Below are 18716 nucleotides of genomic sequence, written 5' to 3'. Positions count from 1 at the left end.
AAGGGATTCTTATGATTGGGAGTCCCTTGCTTTTTTATGTTTAATTTGCTGTTGAACTGCTCTTATCTTTAGAAAAAAAGAACTTTAATGGGATTACTGCATGTAATAAAAATAGAAACATTAAGGAATATACTAAAAAAGCTAAATCAGGTGCGAATATTTGAAAGCTTCTCCACGGAATTTGCTGTGTCATTACAATCATTGGAATGGCACCAATGGCAATAAACAAAAACATCGAGGAGAAAATATAGGACAGATATCTTTTCTTTGTTTGATTCTTTCGCATAATTCGCATGATAGCTAAAATAACAAGGAAAAAAATGATGGCAAGCAGTATCCATTGAAATAAATGAGACTGCTCTGGCAATGCATCTGTATGATCATGGATTAGTAAATCCCGAATTCCATTCATCATAAAGTAAACTTGTGGATCTTCTAATGAGTGATACTTATTTGTTAATAGTATAGCAGCCTGATGTATTTCCGGCCGAAAATACATCTCAGCTCTATAATCGCGGGTAGCGCCTCCATGAAATAAGAATCTTCCTTCTTCGTTAAAATGCCAGCCAATCCCATACGAATTTCCATCTTCAGGCAGTGAAGTGAAAAGCTTCATACCTTCTTCAGATATTATATTCTTGTTCCCCTCTAATAAAAATGTTAGAAATTTTGTTAGGTCATTTGCCGTAGATACAATATATCCGTAAGGCGCTCCCGCTTGATCATATAAAAATTTACTTTTAACCGGCTTGCCGAACCATGACTCAAAACCAGCAATTAGATTCAATTTCCTCACTTGTTCAGCATTTGCTCCAGTATGATTCATGTCTAATGGTTTAAAAATATGGTTTATTACGTATTCATCATAATCTGTGCCGCTAACATTTTCTACAATTCTTCCCAGCAATAAGTAATTGGCAGAGTTATATTCATATTTTTCACCGGGCGAGTGAGCGAGTTTGACTCCACTCAATTCCCTAACTGCAGCAGCAATATCCCAGTTTTTAAAGTTGTCTCTATCGGTAACCTTTAAACCATCATATTGAGCAATTCCGCTTGTTTGCCGCAATAAGTGATAAACTGTTATTTTATTTTCATGGGGTGCAGCATATTGAAACTCTGGCAAATAGGTATCAATAGACTGTTCGAGTTCAATTCTCCCCTCTTCCATTAACATCAAAATGGCAAGTGCTGTAAAAGGTTTACTCAACGAGCCAGTAAGAAAAGGAGTGTTATCGGTTATGATTTCTCCGTTGCTTAATGCTCCCCACTGTTCATTAATTAACACTTCCCCACCATCAATAATGGTAAGAGCCGCTCCGGGAATTTGATACTGATCCATAGCATCCCTGATATATTCATTAATTCTATCATGATAATTATTTTGAGCACTTACTTCAAAAGAGGGGACTATTGTTAGAAAAATGATAAGCAGAACTAAATACCTTTTCATTCTTTTTCTCCTTCAGCACTTATATATTTTTCTACCATTTTTTTTAGTATTTTATAGGATTCATCCAAATCAAAGCTTTCATCAATTAACTTCTGATATGCTAGTCCATCAAAACAAGCTAACAGGATGCTTGACAGCCCCTCAGATTTTGACTTATTCATTATATAAAGATCCTCTAGTGGCTGTGCTAGACTCCTTCTGCCTGATTCCAAAATGGTACTTACTTCTTCTTTATATTCTTCTTTTTTCAGGCCCAGAGAATAGAGTTCATATCTAAAACGATACCAATCAGGGTCTGCTCCTACTCTAGATTGAATTTCCTTCAGAGCAACATCTACATTCATTTGTTTATCGTCATATTGCTTTTGGTATTCCGTTTGAATAGATTCTTGTACTGAAAACAGCAGTTCTTCCTTGTTTTTAAAATAATAATGAACAAGACCAGGGGTAATTTCAGCTTCCGCTGCAATATCCTTGATAGAAGAATTATAAAAGCCTTTTTGACTAAAAATTTTGTAAGCGGCCTTGATTAATCTCGATCGTTTATCATTCTGATCCATTTGGAACCTCCTCTGTAAGTTGGTCAACCAACCAAATTATATCATATCAGCAGTTTATTTACATTAAATTCCTTCCTGTTTAAATAAAAGTTATATTTTTGAAAAACCATTAATAATTGGAAATAGGTACCTTGTATAAAAATTTGTAATTACAATTTACTAATTGTTTTATAATGTATGTTCTTGTAAACTATAAGAAAAAGAAATGTTGTTAGCGCTTTCTAAAATTTTTATTAAAAAATGATTTTGTGTTAGGGGTTCATAATGGAAAAAAATCAATCACTGCATGCTTTTGTAAAAGAAGAGCTGATGAATCAAATTAAATCAAACAAATACAAGCACGGAGAGCAGTTTCCAACTGAATATAAACTCTGCAAAGAATTTGATGTCAGCAGAACAACCATACGTGCTGCACTGCAGCAGCTCACACAAGAAGGCTATCTTGTCCGTCACCAAGGCAAAGGTACTTTTGTAGCAGATCCAAAAGTAAGTCAATCGCTCACACAGACAGTCAAAAAATACAGTGATCAAGTGGCCATGCAAGGAAAACAAGCAACCACCCATCTCATCAGCATCCAAGTGATTCCTGCTAATGAGTTTCTGCAAAATGTTTTGAAGGTTGGTGCGAATGCGCCCGTTCAGCGAATTGAGCGCACACGAGGTGCCAACGGTGAACCAACACAATATCAAATTTCCTATATTCCATGGGAAGTCGCGCCAGGCATCACTAAAGAACATGCTGAATCATCCCTATATACTTCTTTAAAACAGAAATTTTCCGTCCATATTGCTAATACAACTGAAAATGTGGAAATTACTCTTGCAGATGAACGCACGAGCAATTACTTAAAATGCAAACGTGATCTTCCTTGTTTTTATCTTGAAACAATTGCTTTGGACACATCAGGACGGCGTGTAGAATTTTCCCGTTCTTATTTTAGAGGAGATAAAACAAACTTTATCATTGAGAGAAACTACACAGGGGAACAATAAGAATCCGGAGGTTATATATGAGAATACTTTTAAATGCAGATGATTACGGACTTACAAAAGGAGTTACAGATGGGATTATTCAATCACATGTTAATGGGATCGTTCAGTCAGCAACACTGATGATGAATGGACTTGCTGCTTCATATGCTGTTGAACAAGCGCGGCTGCACCCAAGCTTACAAGTTGGCATTCATCTAGTACTGACCTGGGGAAAGCCGATCGCTGCAGAATGTGATTCTTTGACAAACGAAAAAGGGCTTTTCAAATTCAAAAGCTCTGACACTACTCTCACACAGGAGGATCTTCTGCTTGTAGAAAAAGAATGGCAATCCCAGATTGAAGCATTCCAAAAAACTGGACTTCCTCTTCACCATATTGACAGTCACCACCATGTTCATGGCTGGTCAGATTTAAAAGAGGTCATCATCCGGCTCGCAAAAAAATACAAGGTTCCTGTACGTTTCGCTGATTCAATTAAGAATGAATCTGATATTCTCTTAACCCAGGCACTTTGGACAGATTTTTATGCTGATGGTGTTGATGGCCAACTATTTAATAAACTAAAAGATTTGCCATATGAATCGATTGAAGTCATGACCCACCCTGCTGTAATAGATGATGAGCTTCGCACTGTAAGCTCATATGTTCATAAAAGAAAAACAGAGCTTGAGCTTTTATGTTCGATGAAATTGCCAGACTGGGCTCAGCCATTATAATCGTTATCTTCAGATAAACTGTTTAATATTTTTTATTTATCCTATACTTTTAAATCATAGTGTCGTGAACGAATTCAAAAACTAAATTTCTATCTAATTGAAAAGCCTAATCTCTTAATTTAAAAAATTAAGAAATTAGGCTTTAATACTAAAATGAAATTAAAAATCTATTATTTTATTAAGAAAGGATATAGTCAGTCCTCTAAATAGAGACCTCAATTTCTTTCAGTATTTCGTAAGCACCTTCTGACTCATTTGAGCACACTACTATGCTTAGCTGTTTATCTGGATAATATACACTACGGAAGTTTACCCCTGGGTCATATCCCATTAAAATATATTTCACCACGGCTTCTTCTTCCTTAAGAATATATACTCCATAGCCGTAAAACAGATCTTCATCTATCTCTGCCATTGACTTCAATAATGTCCGTGTCATTTCTGGTGTTAAAAGCTGATCATCCATTAATGCTTTCCAAAATAGAATCATATCCTCTGCTGTAACATATGCCCCGCCATCAGATGCAGATTTAGCTGGAAGTGAGTAAGTATTTGTTTTCCAGCCGCCATCAGGCTTCTGCACATATCCTAACGCCACTTTCGCAGGCAATTTATCCATTTCAAAATAACCAGACTCCATCATTCCAGCCTTTTGAAAAACAAATCTTTCAATATAATCACTAAAGGTCAATCCGCTTACCTTTTCAACAGTAAGCCCTAAAACAATATATCCAGCATTATTGTAATGAAAAGTCCTTCCGGCAGCATCTTGCATCTCTTTGTTTTTGAATAATGGCAAAAAATCCTTCAGTTCCCTAATATGATACATAGGTGTAGTAACCCATAGCTCTTCGTAATCATCCATTTCTTCTTCATCAAAATAATCTGGTATACCAGATGTATGAGTAAGCAATTGGTGTATTGTCACATTTTGATCAAAATAAGGGAAGTCAATATCAAGGCACTCATTCAATTTTGATGAAAATGAAATCTTTCCTTCTTCAACAAGCTGACAAATGGCGATCGCAGTGAAAATTTTACAGCCAGAAGCTATCCCATATCGAGTCTTGGATTCGTTTTTTACCTTTTCAGATCGATTAGCATATCCATAACTTTCTGTTAAACTAAGTTCTTTGGATTTCGCATAAAATGTTCCTGAGAATTGAATCCTTTTAGCCGTTTTATTGATTTTTACTAATAAATCACTGTTTTTCATTATTTGTTCCTCCTAAATGTTCTTTTAATTCTTCTCCTAAAATGACAGGAAATAAAAAAGTACATTTAGTTAGCCTCTTCACATTTGAAAACGTAACATACTCTCATCCTCCTTTATGAAACCTTACCATAAATTCTAAATTTTACAAATACTAAGAGAGTTAATACACATAGATAGGAATTCATTTAATAAGTAAAAACCAATTATAATTCTCTTCATTTAAATGAGACTATTTCTAATACTTTATCCAAATAGCAGATTTAAGAGTTATTAATATTGATCTAAATACTATCCTTCTTAGTTAAGATTAAATGATCTAATTGCTGCATAATTCCCCTCCTCACTTTTAAATCTTTTAAAAAGATCGTTCTATCTTATAATCCAAAAAATATAAATAGAATATGTGCTTAAATAACTGATAGACTTATGCTCGACTTATAATAATTATAAAGAATTTCACATTGTAAATAGTTTTTATTTATAATTATTATAAAAAAGTATTGATTTTTGAGTGATAAGTGTTATCATTAGTTCATAAGCAATCGAAACTATTTTTGAGGTGATATTTGAATGACAACTAATAATCGATTAACAACAAGCTGGGGCTCACCTGTTGGAGACAACCAAAATTCAATGACAGCAGGCGGTCGCGGACCTACTTTACTGCAAGATGTACATCTGCTTGAAAAACTGGCTCATTTTAATAGAGAACGAGTTCCTGAGCGTGTTGTTCATGCGAAAGGCGCTGGAGCACACGGTTATTTTGAAGTAACAAATGATTTATCAAAATACACAAAAGCTGATTTTCTATCAGAGGTTGGCAAACGCACACCAATGTTTATCCGCTTCTCAACTGTTGCCGGTGAGCTTGGCTCAGCTGACACCGTTCGTGACCCGCGCGGTTTTGCAGTGAAATTTTACACAGAAGATGGAAACTATGATTTAGTTGGAAACAATACACCGATCTTCTTCATTCGTGATGCGATTAAATTCCCTGATTTCATTCATACACAAAAAAGAGATCCGAAAACACATCTTAAAAATCCTACAGCGGTTTGGGATTTCTGGTCTCATTCTCCAGAATCATTGCATCAGGTGACATATTTAATGGGAGACCGCGGAATTCCAGCAAGCCTTCGCACAATGAATGGCTATGGCAGCCATACATTCAAATGGGTCAACAGTGAAGGCGATGCTGTTTGGGTGAAATATCACTTTATTGCAGACCAAGGCGTTAAAAATATGGATCCGCAATTAGCAGCTAAAATTGCCGGTGAGCACCCTGACTACCATACAGAAGATTTATTCAATGCGATTGAAAGTGGCGACTACCCTTCTTGGACATTAAAGGTTCAAATCATGCCTGTTGAGGATGCTAATACGTATCGCTTCGATCCATTTGATGTGACAAAGGTTTGGTCTCACAAAGATTATCCATTAATTGAAGTTGGGAAAATGGTTTTAGATCGAAACCCAGAAAACTATTTTGCTGAAGTGGAGCAGGTTACGCTTTCACCAGGCAATATGGTACCAGGTATTGAGCCTTCACCTGATAAAATGCTTCAAGGACGTTTATTTGCATACTCTGATGCTCATCGTTACCGTGTGGGTGCTAACCACAACATGCTGCCAATTAACCGTCCGAAAAACGAGCAGGCCAACTACCAGCGCGATGGACAGATGCGTTTTGACAACAATGGCGGAGGCTCTGTCTATTACGAGCCAAACAGCTTTAATGGTCCTGCAGAAACACCTGAAAACCAAACTTCAGGATTTGCTGTTAATGGTGTGGCAGAAAGCGTTTCATATGATCATAACGACCATTACACACAAGCGGGTGATCTGTATCGCTTAATGGATGCTGATGAGCGTGAACGTCTAATTGCAAACATTGTGGCATCAATGAAAGAAGTAAAAATTGAAGAAATCAAGCAGCGCCAAATTCAGCACTTCTATAAAGCGGATCCAGAATATGGAACAAAGATAGCAGAAGGATTAGGATTATCAATTGGTGAAGAAGTAAAATAACAAAAGCAACAATCTATGTTTTAAATTCTCATTTTATCTTCTCAATTCTCATTTAACGACAAAATTCTTTTCGGAGGGGCTGTTATAAATTAACTGGCTCCTCCTATTTTATAAAAAGAGGCTGATTAGTAATGGAAGATGAACGAATAACGGAGCTTGTTCCCTTCTTAAAAGAAAAGGGTCTAAGAATCACACCACAGCGTATCCAAATAATAGGAGCCATGATGGAATTTGATGGACATCCAACTGCTGAAGACATTCAGAGTAAAATTCCCATTATCAGTCTTGCTACGATATACAATAACGTAAAATTATTTGTAAAGCTTGGTATTGTCGAAGAGCTTCCATATGGAAATGGTGTTAGCCGATTTGAGTTGTTTAAAGCTCATCATTACCATGTAATCTGTGAAACTTGCGGAAAAATAGCTGATTTAAACTTACCGGATTTAAAAGTAGTCGAAGATTTTGCTTCAAGTGTAACAGGGTTTCAAATTCATACACATAAAATGGAAGTATATGGACAATGTTCACAATGTAAACATTTGTAGAAAGGTGATTATAATGAAAAACAATCGAAACATTTGTACAATTTGCCGTACACCAATTAAACAGCTAAAGCATAGCAGCTTATGTGCATGTGGTATAAAAATTAAAACGAAAAAAGCGATTTCCTAATATGTTGGGATATCGGCTCTTCTTTACATGAGAGAAGGATCAGTCTGCTTAGATTATTCCTTCTCTTTGCCATGCTGCCAACAAAAAAAGCCATCATAAGATGACTTTTCTGATTATAATCGAGGATCTATTTGTTCAGCTTCTAATGCTAATGAGGCTAACACACATTCATGAACACGTTCAATAGACTCCCCTGCTATGAATCGCTTAACACTTTCCATGCTAAGTGCAAACTCCTTCAATGCATTCCTCTGCTTTTTGTTTGTATTTCTTTCTTTCAACCTTTTTAGATTGGCAGGCTCTAAGTAATCAATGCCATAAATAATATGCAAATACTTCTGCCCTCTTACTTTAATGGCTGGCTGAAGCAGCTTTCCTTTTTCTTTCGCCATAAAATGTTCAGGTTTAATGACTATGCCTTCATGACCATCCTCTGTCATACTTTCCCACCAGCTGATGGCTTCCTCTTCACTTTGTTCATCATCAATCATTTTATATTCAGTTACGGTAAACAGCTTTGATAACTGGGCAAGCTCAAGATTCTGCTTCATATGCCATTCATGTGTTTGATCAAAGAACTCACCACTACTGTGAGCAAGGACATGGAAAGGAGCGATGCTGATTTCAGCGAGATCATGTAGGTCCCAGCAATACTTTTGGAAAACATTCTGAAAGGTTTTCGCATTTTCGAGCTTTTGCTCGTATTGCTCCAGCCAAATCTTCGTTTCAGGATGCCCCGCTTTTTGGAGTTTCGATAGAAGCTTCTTTCTGTCTAATATCGCATGCTCTGCAACATGTGCATACTGCTTGCTGATTAGTTCTTTCGCCTTTAAATTCCATGGCATGATTTCTGCATCTAACAGGACATAATCAGTTTGATATTTTTCAAAATAAGGCTGCAGTTCTTCTGATAGTTGAGTTAGTATTTTAGTTTCAGCTTCTTTATTGAAAAAACGTCTTCCAGCTCTAGAGTAAATAACCCCTAAGGAAGGATATCCAAAAGAGAGTTTACCAGCATCTGCGTTTTTGAAAATATGCAGGATTGCACGTGAACCCATGTGTTTCTTCTCAGCAATCATTCTTTGGACACCATGTTTGCGATAATATTGGATCGCTTCTCGAGGGTGCTCTAAGTAATTATCCAAAGACGAAGCAGCTGGAGGCGGTGTCATTGTTGGCGGTATATAAATTAGCTGTTCGATCGGAATTGTAAAATGCGACACATCATCGATCGCCGGCTTAACATATTCACCACCTACCATAATCTCCTTTATATGTTCAGGAGAAACAGTATATCCATTGATGAATTTACTGATATTTGGCGGAGCAAAACGTTTCTTTTTCCATTCTATTAATGGATTTTGGTCTGTACCGGAGAAGTCATGCTGAGCCTCAACCGAAAGAAATTGTCTTTCAGGAAAACGGAGGGCAGTCAGCTCACCTCCAAAAACAGCTCCCTGATCAATATTGATTGTATTACCAACAATGAGCGGTTTTGGCTTTGGATCATGACCCCAAATAATTAATTCACTGGAGTGATGATGGATAAACCAGTCCTTCCGGATAGGCTTGCCCCTTTCATCTACTCCATCTGTGTCTCCATATCGGCAAAAATCACTAATTCGCTTCGAACTTTTGCCGATATAATGATCTTTAATGCCCGCATGTGTGCACACCGCTACATTTACTCCATTTTGCTGCAGCACATAATGTGAAGGTGCATGAAGTAATAGGGATTTTAATTCTGCTTTCAATGCTTCCGCAGCTTGCATTCCCTTTTCCTCAGCATAGACATTAAACTCCTCTTCTACCTTTTCATCTCCATGACTTAACGTAACCTTACGCCCATCGAGCCAGCGCGCGATTTTCCAGCCATGGTTGCTGTCAATCATATAGGCATATTCTGCTTGTATATGTCTCAGCCAAAATTCCATCGTCACCAGCGATTTTGGCCCTCTGCTCATCACATCTCCTATGGAAAGAAGCTTTCTTCCCTCTTCATGAACATAGTAGCCTTCTTCATTTTGCTTGTAATTAAGTTTTTCCAAGAGCTGAATCATTTCATCATAACAGCCGTGAATATCGCCAATGATATCCAAGCCTGCAGCGACATCAAGCGTTAGTTTATTTTGCTCCCTGGTTATCGAGATGTTTTGCTGATCTTCTTCCTTCATATAATAAACGCGTGTATAGCCTTCGTTTTTAAGAAATCGTTTCTCGCGCTTAAAGGTACTGTACTGCTGTTTAATCCGCTTTTTCCCACGAGGATCTTTTCTTACTGAATCCCTGGAAATCAGTGTGTCTTCCTTTATATCAAGAACAATAGCTATAATCGGAACATGCTGCCTGCTCGCCATTTCAATATATCTTTTACGGTCATCGCTATAAAGATTGGTGGCATCTACAATGGTAACTTTATTTAAACGTGCGCGTGCTTCAACAGTCTGATCCAGGAGCTTAAAGGCAGATTGGGAGATCATTTGATATTCGTTAAATAAGCCATCACTTTCTGCTTTTGGCCGATTGCTGTAATCGATATATTCTGTATCTCCTACTAAAACACGAAAATCATCTGAACTTACTTTTTCGGATGCTTTTATATATCCCTTTTCAATCCAATTTGAGAGCAGTGTTGTTTTACCGCTGCCAGAAGGACCGATTAAGAGAGCGATACATCCAACTGGAAAGGAAATATTCATGCACGTTCCTCCTTTCTTGTAAATAAACATAGCTGAGTTGGGGCTCCTAAAGTCTCGTGTATTTCCCCAACGCCCTCAAAGGTAAAACTATATGGGTAATCCCGACTTCTTTCTGCACACCACTCTTGAAATTGCTTCCGATCTAGCTCAAAGCGATGATCCGTATGGCGGAAAGAATCTCCTAATTCGTAAACTTGGTTATATTCTGCGTTAGGTGTTGTGATGATCAAGCTTTCTGGCTTATATTCTGAAAAGATCGTATCCATAATTTTCGGTAGACGTTCATAATCGATATGTTCAATAACTTCACACAGAATCATAACATCTTTACCCGCCAGTCTCTCATCATAATAGAACAAAGAGCTCCAAATTCTTTCTGGCATAAGGAAACTTTCTTTCTTCGCAGCTTTTTCAAAGCGTTCCAATGCTTTTTTTGTGGCTATTTGTGAAGGTTCCGCAGCTAGAATTTGTTTGACACCTTCAATAAAACCTAAGCGAACCGATAATTTCCCTTCACCGCTTCCTAAATCAACAATGGTTTCTTTTTTAGGAAGGTTTTCAATTGTTTCAATAATTTTTTCGTAGCGCATGTCATTTAATCGCTTTTTGACTGGTTCTTCCACTTTGTGTTTTTCCTTAGCAGGCTGATCGATTAGCTTGTACACTTCCTCAAATCGCAGTGATTGCTTTAAAATCATCTCTTTTAACGGATGATCATCTAGCCAGCCTTCTCCATAGCGCTCCAGCTTCTCTATTTCTTTTTCATCAATATAATAGTGCTTATAATCATCGATAACAGGAATGAGTACAAAAAGCTGTCTTAAAACTCTCTGCAAGGTTGTTTTTCCAGTTAAAGTGACAAAACGTGCTGTGCTGCGTTTCTTAAGCTCAAACTGATAATTGGCCTCTCCCTCTTCTATTAGTACGTCAAAGCCTAGTGGTGTAAACAACTTGTACAGTGTTTCATCAGATAAGCTAGATGCAATAGGTCCAAAATCAACTTGAAAATCGAATGGCTCATCTACCCACTTTTTATATTCATCAGCAGGCTGGCCATTTAAAGCCGTTCCAAGTGCAGTCCGAATAAACGAACAAAAAATGCTGCTTACGGCAAATTCGCGGTCATTAATATAATGTGTAATATCGTATGTACTAGATGAATTTTTCGTCAGCTCAATCGGATCAGGTGTCACAAAAATGGTGACCTCTGTCTCTTCTTCTGAAAACCTGCTGTAAAAAAGGCGAACATAATGCCCCTTCTGTTTTCGTTCATATATATTATTTGGATTTTTAGCCAGTAAATAAGACATCACACTGGCATTTTGCCCCTTTGCGTTAAGAGTTAACTGCATGATTTCACTTCCTTTAGAATAAAAAATAAAAAAATAATCTATTAAGAAATTTGTCTAGCTACAAGCGCTAGAGATGACAAACGCCTGCCGCTTTCCTGGTCTAGCTGCAGCGCATAAGCCCCTCGAGGTCTTAAGTCAATCTGGCTGGAAGGTTAAAGAACAACCTTCCAGCCAGATCGCCTTAAGCATGTCGGGGCTGAGCAAGGCGCTTCCGCTTTTCTATATGACCGCATTATTTTCCATTTAGTATAAATCATTGACAAGTAAAGGGTCTAGTTTTTATCGTTTTTTTTTAGTATGATGTAGAGATGATGACAAATAAAGTGGGGAACTAAAAATGAGTTTATTAACAGTAGAAAATTTGAGTCACACTTTTGGTGACCGTACATTATTTAAAGATGTTTCATTTCGTTTATTAGCAGAAGACCATGTCGGACTTGTCGGTGCAAACGGCGTTGGTAAATCGACATTGATGAATATCATTACGAAACAGCTGATCCATGATTCCGGGAAGGTTGAGTGGACGCCAACTGTTCATTATGGCTATTTAGATCAGCATACAGCACTAACTGCAGGAAAAACAATTCGAGATGTATTAAATGAAGCTTTTCTTCCATTGTTTGAAAAAGAAAAAGAGTTAAATAAAATCATAGCTAAAATGGGAGATGCCACTCCTGAAGAACTGGAAGAACTGCTAGAGCAAATGGGCGAAATTCAGGATCACTTAGATGCAGGAGGCTTTTATACACTTGACTTAAAAGTGGAAGATGCAGCAAGAGGTCTTGGGCTTGATGCGATTGGAATCGATCGTGATGTCGCAGCTTTGAGCGGCGGACAGCGTACAAAAGTACTTCTGGCAAAATTACTATTGGAACAGCCTAAAGTATTGCTGCTGGATGAGCCGACAAACTACTTGGATGTTGAACATATTAAATGGCTTACGAACTATCTAAAAGAATATCCGCATGCTTTTATGCTGATTTCGCATGATACAGAGTTCATGAACGCTGTATCGAACACGATCTTCCATTTAGAATTTTCGAAGCTGAGCCGTTATACAGCGAGCTATGATAAATTCCTGGAACTTGCTGAGATTAATAAAAATCAGCATATCAACGCCTATGAAAAACAGCAGGAATTTATTAAGAAACAAGAAGATTTCATTGCGAAAAATAAGGCGCGTTACTCTACAACCGGCCGTGCGAAAAGCCGTCAAAAACAGCTGGATCGAATGGAGCGTATTGACAGACCGGAAACTGCTGCAAAACCGACTTTTGAATTTAAAGAATCACGCGGAAGCAGCCGTTATGTGTTTGAAGGCGAAGATTTTGAAATCGGCTATACACACGCACTTCTGCCAAAAATGTCCATGACCATTGAACGCGGTGAAAAAATTGCGATCGTTGGCTGCAATGGTGTTGGTAAATCAACGCTATTAAAAACCATGCTTGGAAAAATTAAACCGATCAGCGGAAAAATCCATCACGGTGACTTCCTCTTCCCTTCTTATTTTGAACAGGAAGTAAAGGCAGATAACATTACACCAATCGATGATGTCTGGAACGAATTTCCTGGTATGGATCAGCATCAGGTGCGTGCTGCACTTGCCCGCTGCGGATTGAAAAATGAGCATATCTCCCGTCCGCTAAATCAACTGAGCGGTGGCGAGCAAGCGAAAGTCCGTTTATGTAAGCTAATGATGCATGAGAGTAACTGGCTGCTTTTTGACGAGCCAACTAACCACCTTGATGTTACGGCTAAAGCAGAACTGCAGCGTGCGTTAAAGGCGTACAAAGGAACAGTCGTTCTAGTATGCCACGAACCTGATTTTTATGAAGGCTGGATTACGAAGACTTGGGATGTAGAAGAATGGTCTAATCAATTGAATTAGTATGAAAAATCCCCTGCTGCTGCAGGGGATTTTTTGTTGGAATAATTCCTAAGTTTCGCTATAAAAAAGCACACCTATAACCTAGTTATCCAATATTTAGGTATCTAAGTGGTGATAAGTACCTAATCACCCCTCTGTTATACAATATTTGGATATTACGGTCGTGATAAGTACCTAATCACCCCTCTATTATCCAGTATTTGGATATTAGAGTCGCGATAAGCGCCTAAACACCCCTCTGTTATACATTATTTGGATATTACGGTCGTGATAAACGCCTAATCACCCCTCTGTTATCCAGTATTTGGATATTATGGTCGTGATAAGCGCCTAATCACCCCTTTGTTATACAATATTTGGATATTAGGGTCGCGATAAGCGCCTAAACACCCCCCTGTTATCCGTATTTTCAACAATTGGTTCGCGATAAGCAACTATCATCCCTTTGCTATCCTTGCCTTGAATAGCAGTATCCCAAAAAATACACAATCAAGCCACCGCTCTCTCATATTCCTATTTCAAAGTCCCGAAAAGCGCCTGAATATATTCCCCTACACCACAAAAACTGCAGGCTAAACCTCACAAAAGAACCCACTTTACACTTAGTTCAAAACCTACCCTAATTCTCTTAATATTACTCGCCCTATGGTAAGCATTTTCGTTTGCTCAGTAGGGATAATCAATATGTATCCCATAAATGGTCCCTGGTTCATTATTTGGCTCTTCTAGTGACTGTAAATATTGTTCCAATTGTTCCCGCAGCTCTTTCGGTGCTCCAGCCTTCATGTGCCAATTCCCGGGTTCGTCAACAAAATAAGAGCTTTTCATAAAATCAGGATGTTTCTCAGTCATAATAATAATCCTCCTTATCGGAATCGCTACTCATAGTTTTTTCCAATAAAGAGGCATTCATACTGTCTGTTAAAATTAGAGCTTCCTATTCCTCATATATCATCTTTCTTGTCATCCCGCCATCGACGACCAAGTTACTCCCAGTCACAAAATCATTTTCAGAGGATGATAAATAAAAGCATGCTCTTGCAATATCCTCCGGTTTGCCGACTCTTCTTGATGGATGCTGGAGATGGTCGATTTCACGCAATTCTTCATAATCTCCTGTTTCAATCCAGCCGGGTGATATACTGTTGACGGTAATGCGGTCCTCTGAAAGGGAGACTGCTAATGCGTGTGTCAGTGCGACAATCCCACCCTTTGAGGCAGCATATGCCTCTGAATTAGGCTCTGACATTGTCGCTCTCGTGGATGCAAGATTAATGATAGAACCACCGTCTTCATTTTTCCTCATATACTTTGCTGCCTCTCTTGAGCCTAGAAACACACTTCTCAGATTCGTTCCGATGATATCATCCCATTCATCTGCACTTAAATCATAGGGAGATTTCCATCTCGAAACGCCAGCGTTATTAATTAACACATCAATTCTGCTAAACTTCTCTGCTGCTGTTTTCATTAGATTGATGATTTCTTTTTCATTTCTTACATCTGTTTTCACAAAATGAATATTACCGGTTTCCGCAAGTTTCTTGCCGGCTTCTTCATCTAGATCAGCCGCAATCACATTGGCTCCTTTTTGACTGTATGCTTCAGCCAATGCTTTGCCAATTCCATTCGCTGCACCTGTAATAATGACCGTTTTATTATGAAACATGTATATCCCTCCTAATTCCACTCTTTTAATTTCCGCATTATCCAATTTTTAAACGTAATGAATATTGTCTCTTTTCCTTTAGTCTTCTGTTGTTTTTGCCATTCATGATAGCTGGCTACGCTGATTAAAATGGTTCCTGCCATAAGCAAGTATGCCCACCATGGCATATTGCCCCAATAAGGTCTTGTCTGAAGAAGCACATTCAGCAAAAGAACACCGCAGCCAATAAAGAAATATGCCTTAATTTTTAAATAAAAGCCTCCTAAAATGGAGAGCAGCGATAGTGTGCCGAGAATAATCGCATCCATTACTGTGGAATTTTGCAATCCATCTTCAATCAGTAAAAGTGATACAGCAGTCAGCACAAACCATTGCAGTTTATTTGTTTCAGATCTGTATCTCCCCTTTAAAATCATCTTGCCCAAAATGATGAGCAGCACGAGTGGCAGTACCTGAACTTCACGCATGAATACAGCTGGAATATGGATATATCCAATAAAACTGTAATAAGGCTGAACCAGCCATAGAAGCGAAATGACTGCAGGAATCCACATCAACTCTTGCTTAAAACGAGACCGTATCAGAATAAAAAGACCGCAAATAAGGAATCCTGGTGCCATTTTGGCAATTATGGCATCACTCTGGAAAAGATATAAACTTAATGCAAACAGAAGTGAACCAAGTAAAAATGGATCACTATATGAAATTATTGTAGCTTTTTGCTTATATTTTTTATACACCCACATGCCGCTTAAGGCCAGTGATACAGCAAAAGCTGCTAAAATACCCTGCTTCAAACTGGCATTTGACACATGCAGCAGAATGAACTGCAAGGTCCCTGCCCATGAAAGAAATAGCGGTATGCTCGCCAAATAATAAAATCGGCTTTTAAACAAATAGAAAATGAAAGTTGCAGTATAAGCTAGAATGACAGAATAATGTAGGTGCGTATTTGGATAAGCAAGGAGGACAACTATAATTCCAAAAACAGACCACGGAATTAAGAACCAGTTAATATGTTTTTGGTCTGATGCTCTTCCAAATTGCCATAATAAATAAATAGCCATGCTTATAATAAATGGTAAAAACTCCTTATGCTGCCCATTGTTCAATAAGTCCATTGCAAACAGAAGAACTCCATATAAAGATATAAAACAGCTATATAGAAATACTTTTATCTTCCCATTTTTACGTGTCCTTCTTGAGCTTATAAAGTAGATAGCGGCTGCTAGCAGAAAGCTGCCAATTGCTAGCTTTCCTTCTGCTATATAAGTTAGGGACAAGGCAATAGGCAGAAACAGATGTCCAATCCAAGCAAAACCTGCTGCTAAACAGTGATCCTTTTTCAATAACACAGCAGCCAGCAGCAAAATAACACCACCTATTGTATACTGCATTCTTGCTAAAATAACAAGTGAATCTTCAACGAATATATTCAGCAGAGAGAAATAACTTAATAGCATGATATTTGGAATGATAAAAGGTATCCACTTATATGAACTTTTTTGATAATATCTCCAAAAAATGAGTAAACCCGATAACAAGATAGCTGGCTGAACGAATTGATTGTAAACAAAATCAAGATAACTTAAAAGGATTGCTGCACTATATATCAGAACAGCTGCTGCATAAGCAATCTTTGCTATATCCTGGATTTGATATCTTTCAGCTGTCTTGCTTAAAATAAGGAGCATCCCTCCGCCAATTGCAAAACTGACTGCAATTCCTAAATGATCATGATAAAACTCGCTTTCTGAATTTATGGCTTCACATGCTGCAATGATCGCCATGCCAAAAGAAACAGGAATCGCCCAAGGAGTCAGCTGTTGATAAAATTTCCTTTCTTCCTGTCGGTAACTTATTCCGAGAATGACTGTTAACAGTATCAGCATCAAGGCTACTTTGGAATGATCTTGAAAAGTGAAGCCCATCATAGCCGTATAAAACATAACGATAAAACCAGCATCACGTGAACTATTTTTGATCACTCTGAAAAAAGCATGCTTATGGAGGAATCCAAATAGTAAACATATAACGGCACCTATTAAGAAGATCGGAACTAAATAGCTGGCTGGTTCTGCTATTCTAACCATTTCATACAAAGCGGCCATTGCGAATAATGGCGGTATATATGTGTACAGCATTTTCTTAAACGCATTTGCTAAATAGACATGAAGCCCAAAGAGGATAACAAATGACAGTGTCAAAATGATTGAAGGCTGTCCTTCTCCTGCTAGAACTAATTCAGCCAAGCTATAGAAAAAGCCCATAAATGACACAGCTCCAGCTGTAATTCTAAATACACTGTCCCATGAATGTTTTTCTGGCAATAACTTTGGAATGAACACAAAACTTCCTGCAGCTATTACAAGCAAAACTGGGCTCCAAGCATCTAAAATCGAAAATTCAATAACTTGAAATAATCCGTATAACGTAAAAATAGTAAATACATAGTGATATTCCTTCCGTCCTGAAACATAGATTAAGGCCAGATACATACCTGCAGCAATCATTCCGTTTATGCCGGCAAAAATATGGCTCTCAAATAGTGAAGCCATAAATAATGAAGAAACGATAAATTGAATCTGCACATAATAAACAAGTTCTACAGTAAATAATTTATATTTCTCTTGTTTCTTTATACGATGATAGGCAATGATTAAGAGCATATGAAAAAGAAGCATTCCTAAGAAAAAAGCGTCACGAGATAATTGGCATGCTGCTAAAAAGAAGCTGGCAAAGAAAGAGAGTGCTAAATAGGAAAACCAAACATAAAAACGAGACTGAAGTGATTTGGCAAAATACATATATACAGGGAATAGAAGAAGTGCTCCTCCGCTTCCAAACCAGAACCGACCTTCGCCTAAAACTGAAAAATAGGACCCAAAAAGTTCAAACCAGCCTGCCGATAAAAGAATGATCGGCAGAAATAGACTAGCTAGAACGTGAAAAGCAAATGCGGATCTGCTAATCTTCAAAAATTTCTGAGCGATGAAGCTTAATGTAAAAAACAGCAGTGAAACTGCGCCAATTGAACTGGTGCGCACCAGTCCGGACATAGTATCCCACTGACTTGTTGCTACAAACAAGCCGCCAATTAAAAGAAGAAAAACACCGATATTGAGCAGCCATGTAATATTCCTTTCCCTAACTTCTTCTTGAGATCGTTTTTTAAAGGTTTTTTTCACCAATGGTTTACTCAATTCCTCCTCTTTAACGTTTTCCTTTGAAACGCTTTCTATGGTATCTTCCTGAACCATTTCTGGAACGATCGTTTCTATTTTTTGTAGATCATCATAGAATTTTAAATATGCGGCATCTACCACTTCAAAAATCTTTGCTGAAATATAATTATGTTTTTTTAGTCGCTTTAACTCTTTATGAAAAATTTGCTGCTCCATATTGGTTATGCTCTCTTTCATCGTATAACCCCTTTTGGTTTATTTAGTGTAATATTACACTAA

Annotated in this window: 13 protein-coding genes; 5 read left to right on the top strand and 8 right to left on the bottom strand. The window is 37.8% G+C overall.

From position 1 onward, the window contains the following. Positions 1 to 40 precede the first annotated feature (40 nt). Entirely contained in the window at positions 41 to 1453 is a 1413-nt protein-coding gene (locus F7732_RS03995; protein WP_151572347.1) for a serine hydrolase domain-containing protein, read from the bottom strand. Continuing rightward, positions 1450 to 2013, bottom strand: coding sequence for a TetR/AcrR family transcriptional regulator (locus F7732_RS03990; RefSeq protein WP_151572346.1), 564 nt, complete (start codon positions 2011 to 2013; stop codon positions 1450 to 1452). The genes F7732_RS03995 and F7732_RS03990 overlap by 4 nt, the downstream gene beginning before the upstream one ends. A 264-nt stretch (positions 2014 to 2277) precedes the next feature. On the opposite strand from F7732_RS03990, the gene F7732_RS03985 reads away from it, so the two are divergent. Together F7732_RS03985 and chbG are read left to right on the top strand one after the other, a co-directional pair. Continuing rightward, positions 2278 to 3006: a GntR family transcriptional regulator gene (locus tag F7732_RS03985; protein ID WP_151572345.1), complete on the top strand. Its 729-nt coding sequence runs from the start codon at positions 2278 to 2280 to the stop codon at positions 3004 to 3006. Between the two features lie 17 nt (positions 3007 to 3023). Continuing rightward, a complete protein-coding gene (gene chbG / locus F7732_RS03980) occupies positions 3024 to 3722 on the top strand; it encodes a chitin disaccharide deacetylase (protein WP_151572344.1) in 699 nt (232 codons plus the stop codon). A gap of 202 nt (positions 3723 to 3924) precedes the next feature. On the opposite strand, the gene F7732_RS03975 is transcribed toward chbG, so the two are convergent. After that, positions 3925 to 4938: a serine hydrolase domain-containing protein gene (locus tag F7732_RS03975; protein WP_151572343.1), complete on the bottom strand. Its 1014-nt coding sequence runs from the start codon at positions 4936 to 4938 to the stop codon at positions 3925 to 3927. A gap of 570 nt (positions 4939 to 5508) precedes the next feature. On the opposite strand from F7732_RS03975, the gene katA reads away from it, so the two are divergent. Continuing rightward, positions 5509 to 6966 (top strand): catalase KatA, encoded by a 1458-nt coding sequence (gene katA / locus F7732_RS03970; RefSeq protein WP_151572342.1) that lies wholly within the window; start codon positions 5509 to 5511, stop codon positions 6964 to 6966. Positions 6967 to 7097: 131 nt separating this feature from the next. After that, positions 7098 to 7514 carry a Fur family transcriptional regulator gene (locus F7732_RS03965; protein ID WP_151572341.1) on the top strand — a complete coding sequence of 139 codons (417 nt, stop codon included), beginning with the start codon at positions 7098 to 7100 and terminating at the stop codon, positions 7512 to 7514. Positions 7515 to 7754: 240 nt separating this feature from the next. Here the strand turns inward: F7732_RS03965 and F7732_RS03960 are convergent, their stop codons facing one another. Beyond that, positions 7755 to 10340 (bottom strand): AAA family ATPase, encoded by a 2586-nt coding sequence (locus F7732_RS03960; protein WP_151572340.1) that lies wholly within the window; start codon positions 10338 to 10340, stop codon positions 7755 to 7757. Further along, entirely contained in the window at positions 10337 to 11692 is a 1356-nt protein-coding gene (locus F7732_RS03955; RefSeq protein WP_151572339.1) for a 3' terminal RNA ribose 2'-O-methyltransferase Hen1, read from the bottom strand. The genes F7732_RS03960 and F7732_RS03955 overlap by 4 nt, the downstream gene beginning before the upstream one ends. A 337-nt stretch (positions 11693 to 12029) precedes the next feature. Here F7732_RS03955 and F7732_RS03950 point away from each other — a divergent pair, with 337 nt between their 5' ends. Then, positions 12030 to 13583, top strand: a complete 1554-nt coding sequence (locus F7732_RS03950; protein WP_151572338.1) for an ABC-F family ATP-binding cassette domain-containing protein — start codon at positions 12030 to 12032, stop codon at positions 13581 to 13583. 666 nt (positions 13584 to 14249) lie between these two features. On the opposite strand, the gene F7732_RS03945 is transcribed toward F7732_RS03950, so the two are convergent. From F7732_RS03945 to F7732_RS03935, 3 genes are all read right to left on the bottom strand, one after another. Beyond that, a complete protein-coding gene (locus F7732_RS03945; protein ID WP_151572337.1) occupies positions 14250 to 14435 on the bottom strand; it encodes a hypothetical protein in 186 nt (61 codons plus the stop codon). 85 nt (positions 14436 to 14520) lie between these two features. Further along, positions 14521 to 15252, bottom strand: coding sequence for an SDR family NAD(P)-dependent oxidoreductase (locus F7732_RS03940; protein WP_151572336.1), 732 nt, complete (start codon positions 15250 to 15252; stop codon positions 14521 to 14523). Positions 15253 to 15263: 11 nt separating this feature from the next. Continuing rightward, the gene (locus tag F7732_RS03935) at positions 15264 to 18674 is read right to left on the bottom strand and encodes a hypothetical protein (protein ID WP_151572335.1); all 3411 of its coding nucleotides are present in this window, start codon (positions 18672 to 18674) and stop codon (positions 15264 to 15266) included. Between the last annotated feature and the right edge of the window lie 42 nt (positions 18675 to 18716).

Origin of the sequence: Bacillus mesophilum, from assembly GCF_008923265.1 — a bacterium.
GTDB lineage: Bacteria > Bacillota > Bacilli > Bacillales > Cytobacillaceae > Cytobacillus > Cytobacillus mesophilum.
Note: the sequence above shows the minus strand (reverse complement) of the source record. Positions and strands in the feature narration are given on the sequence as shown.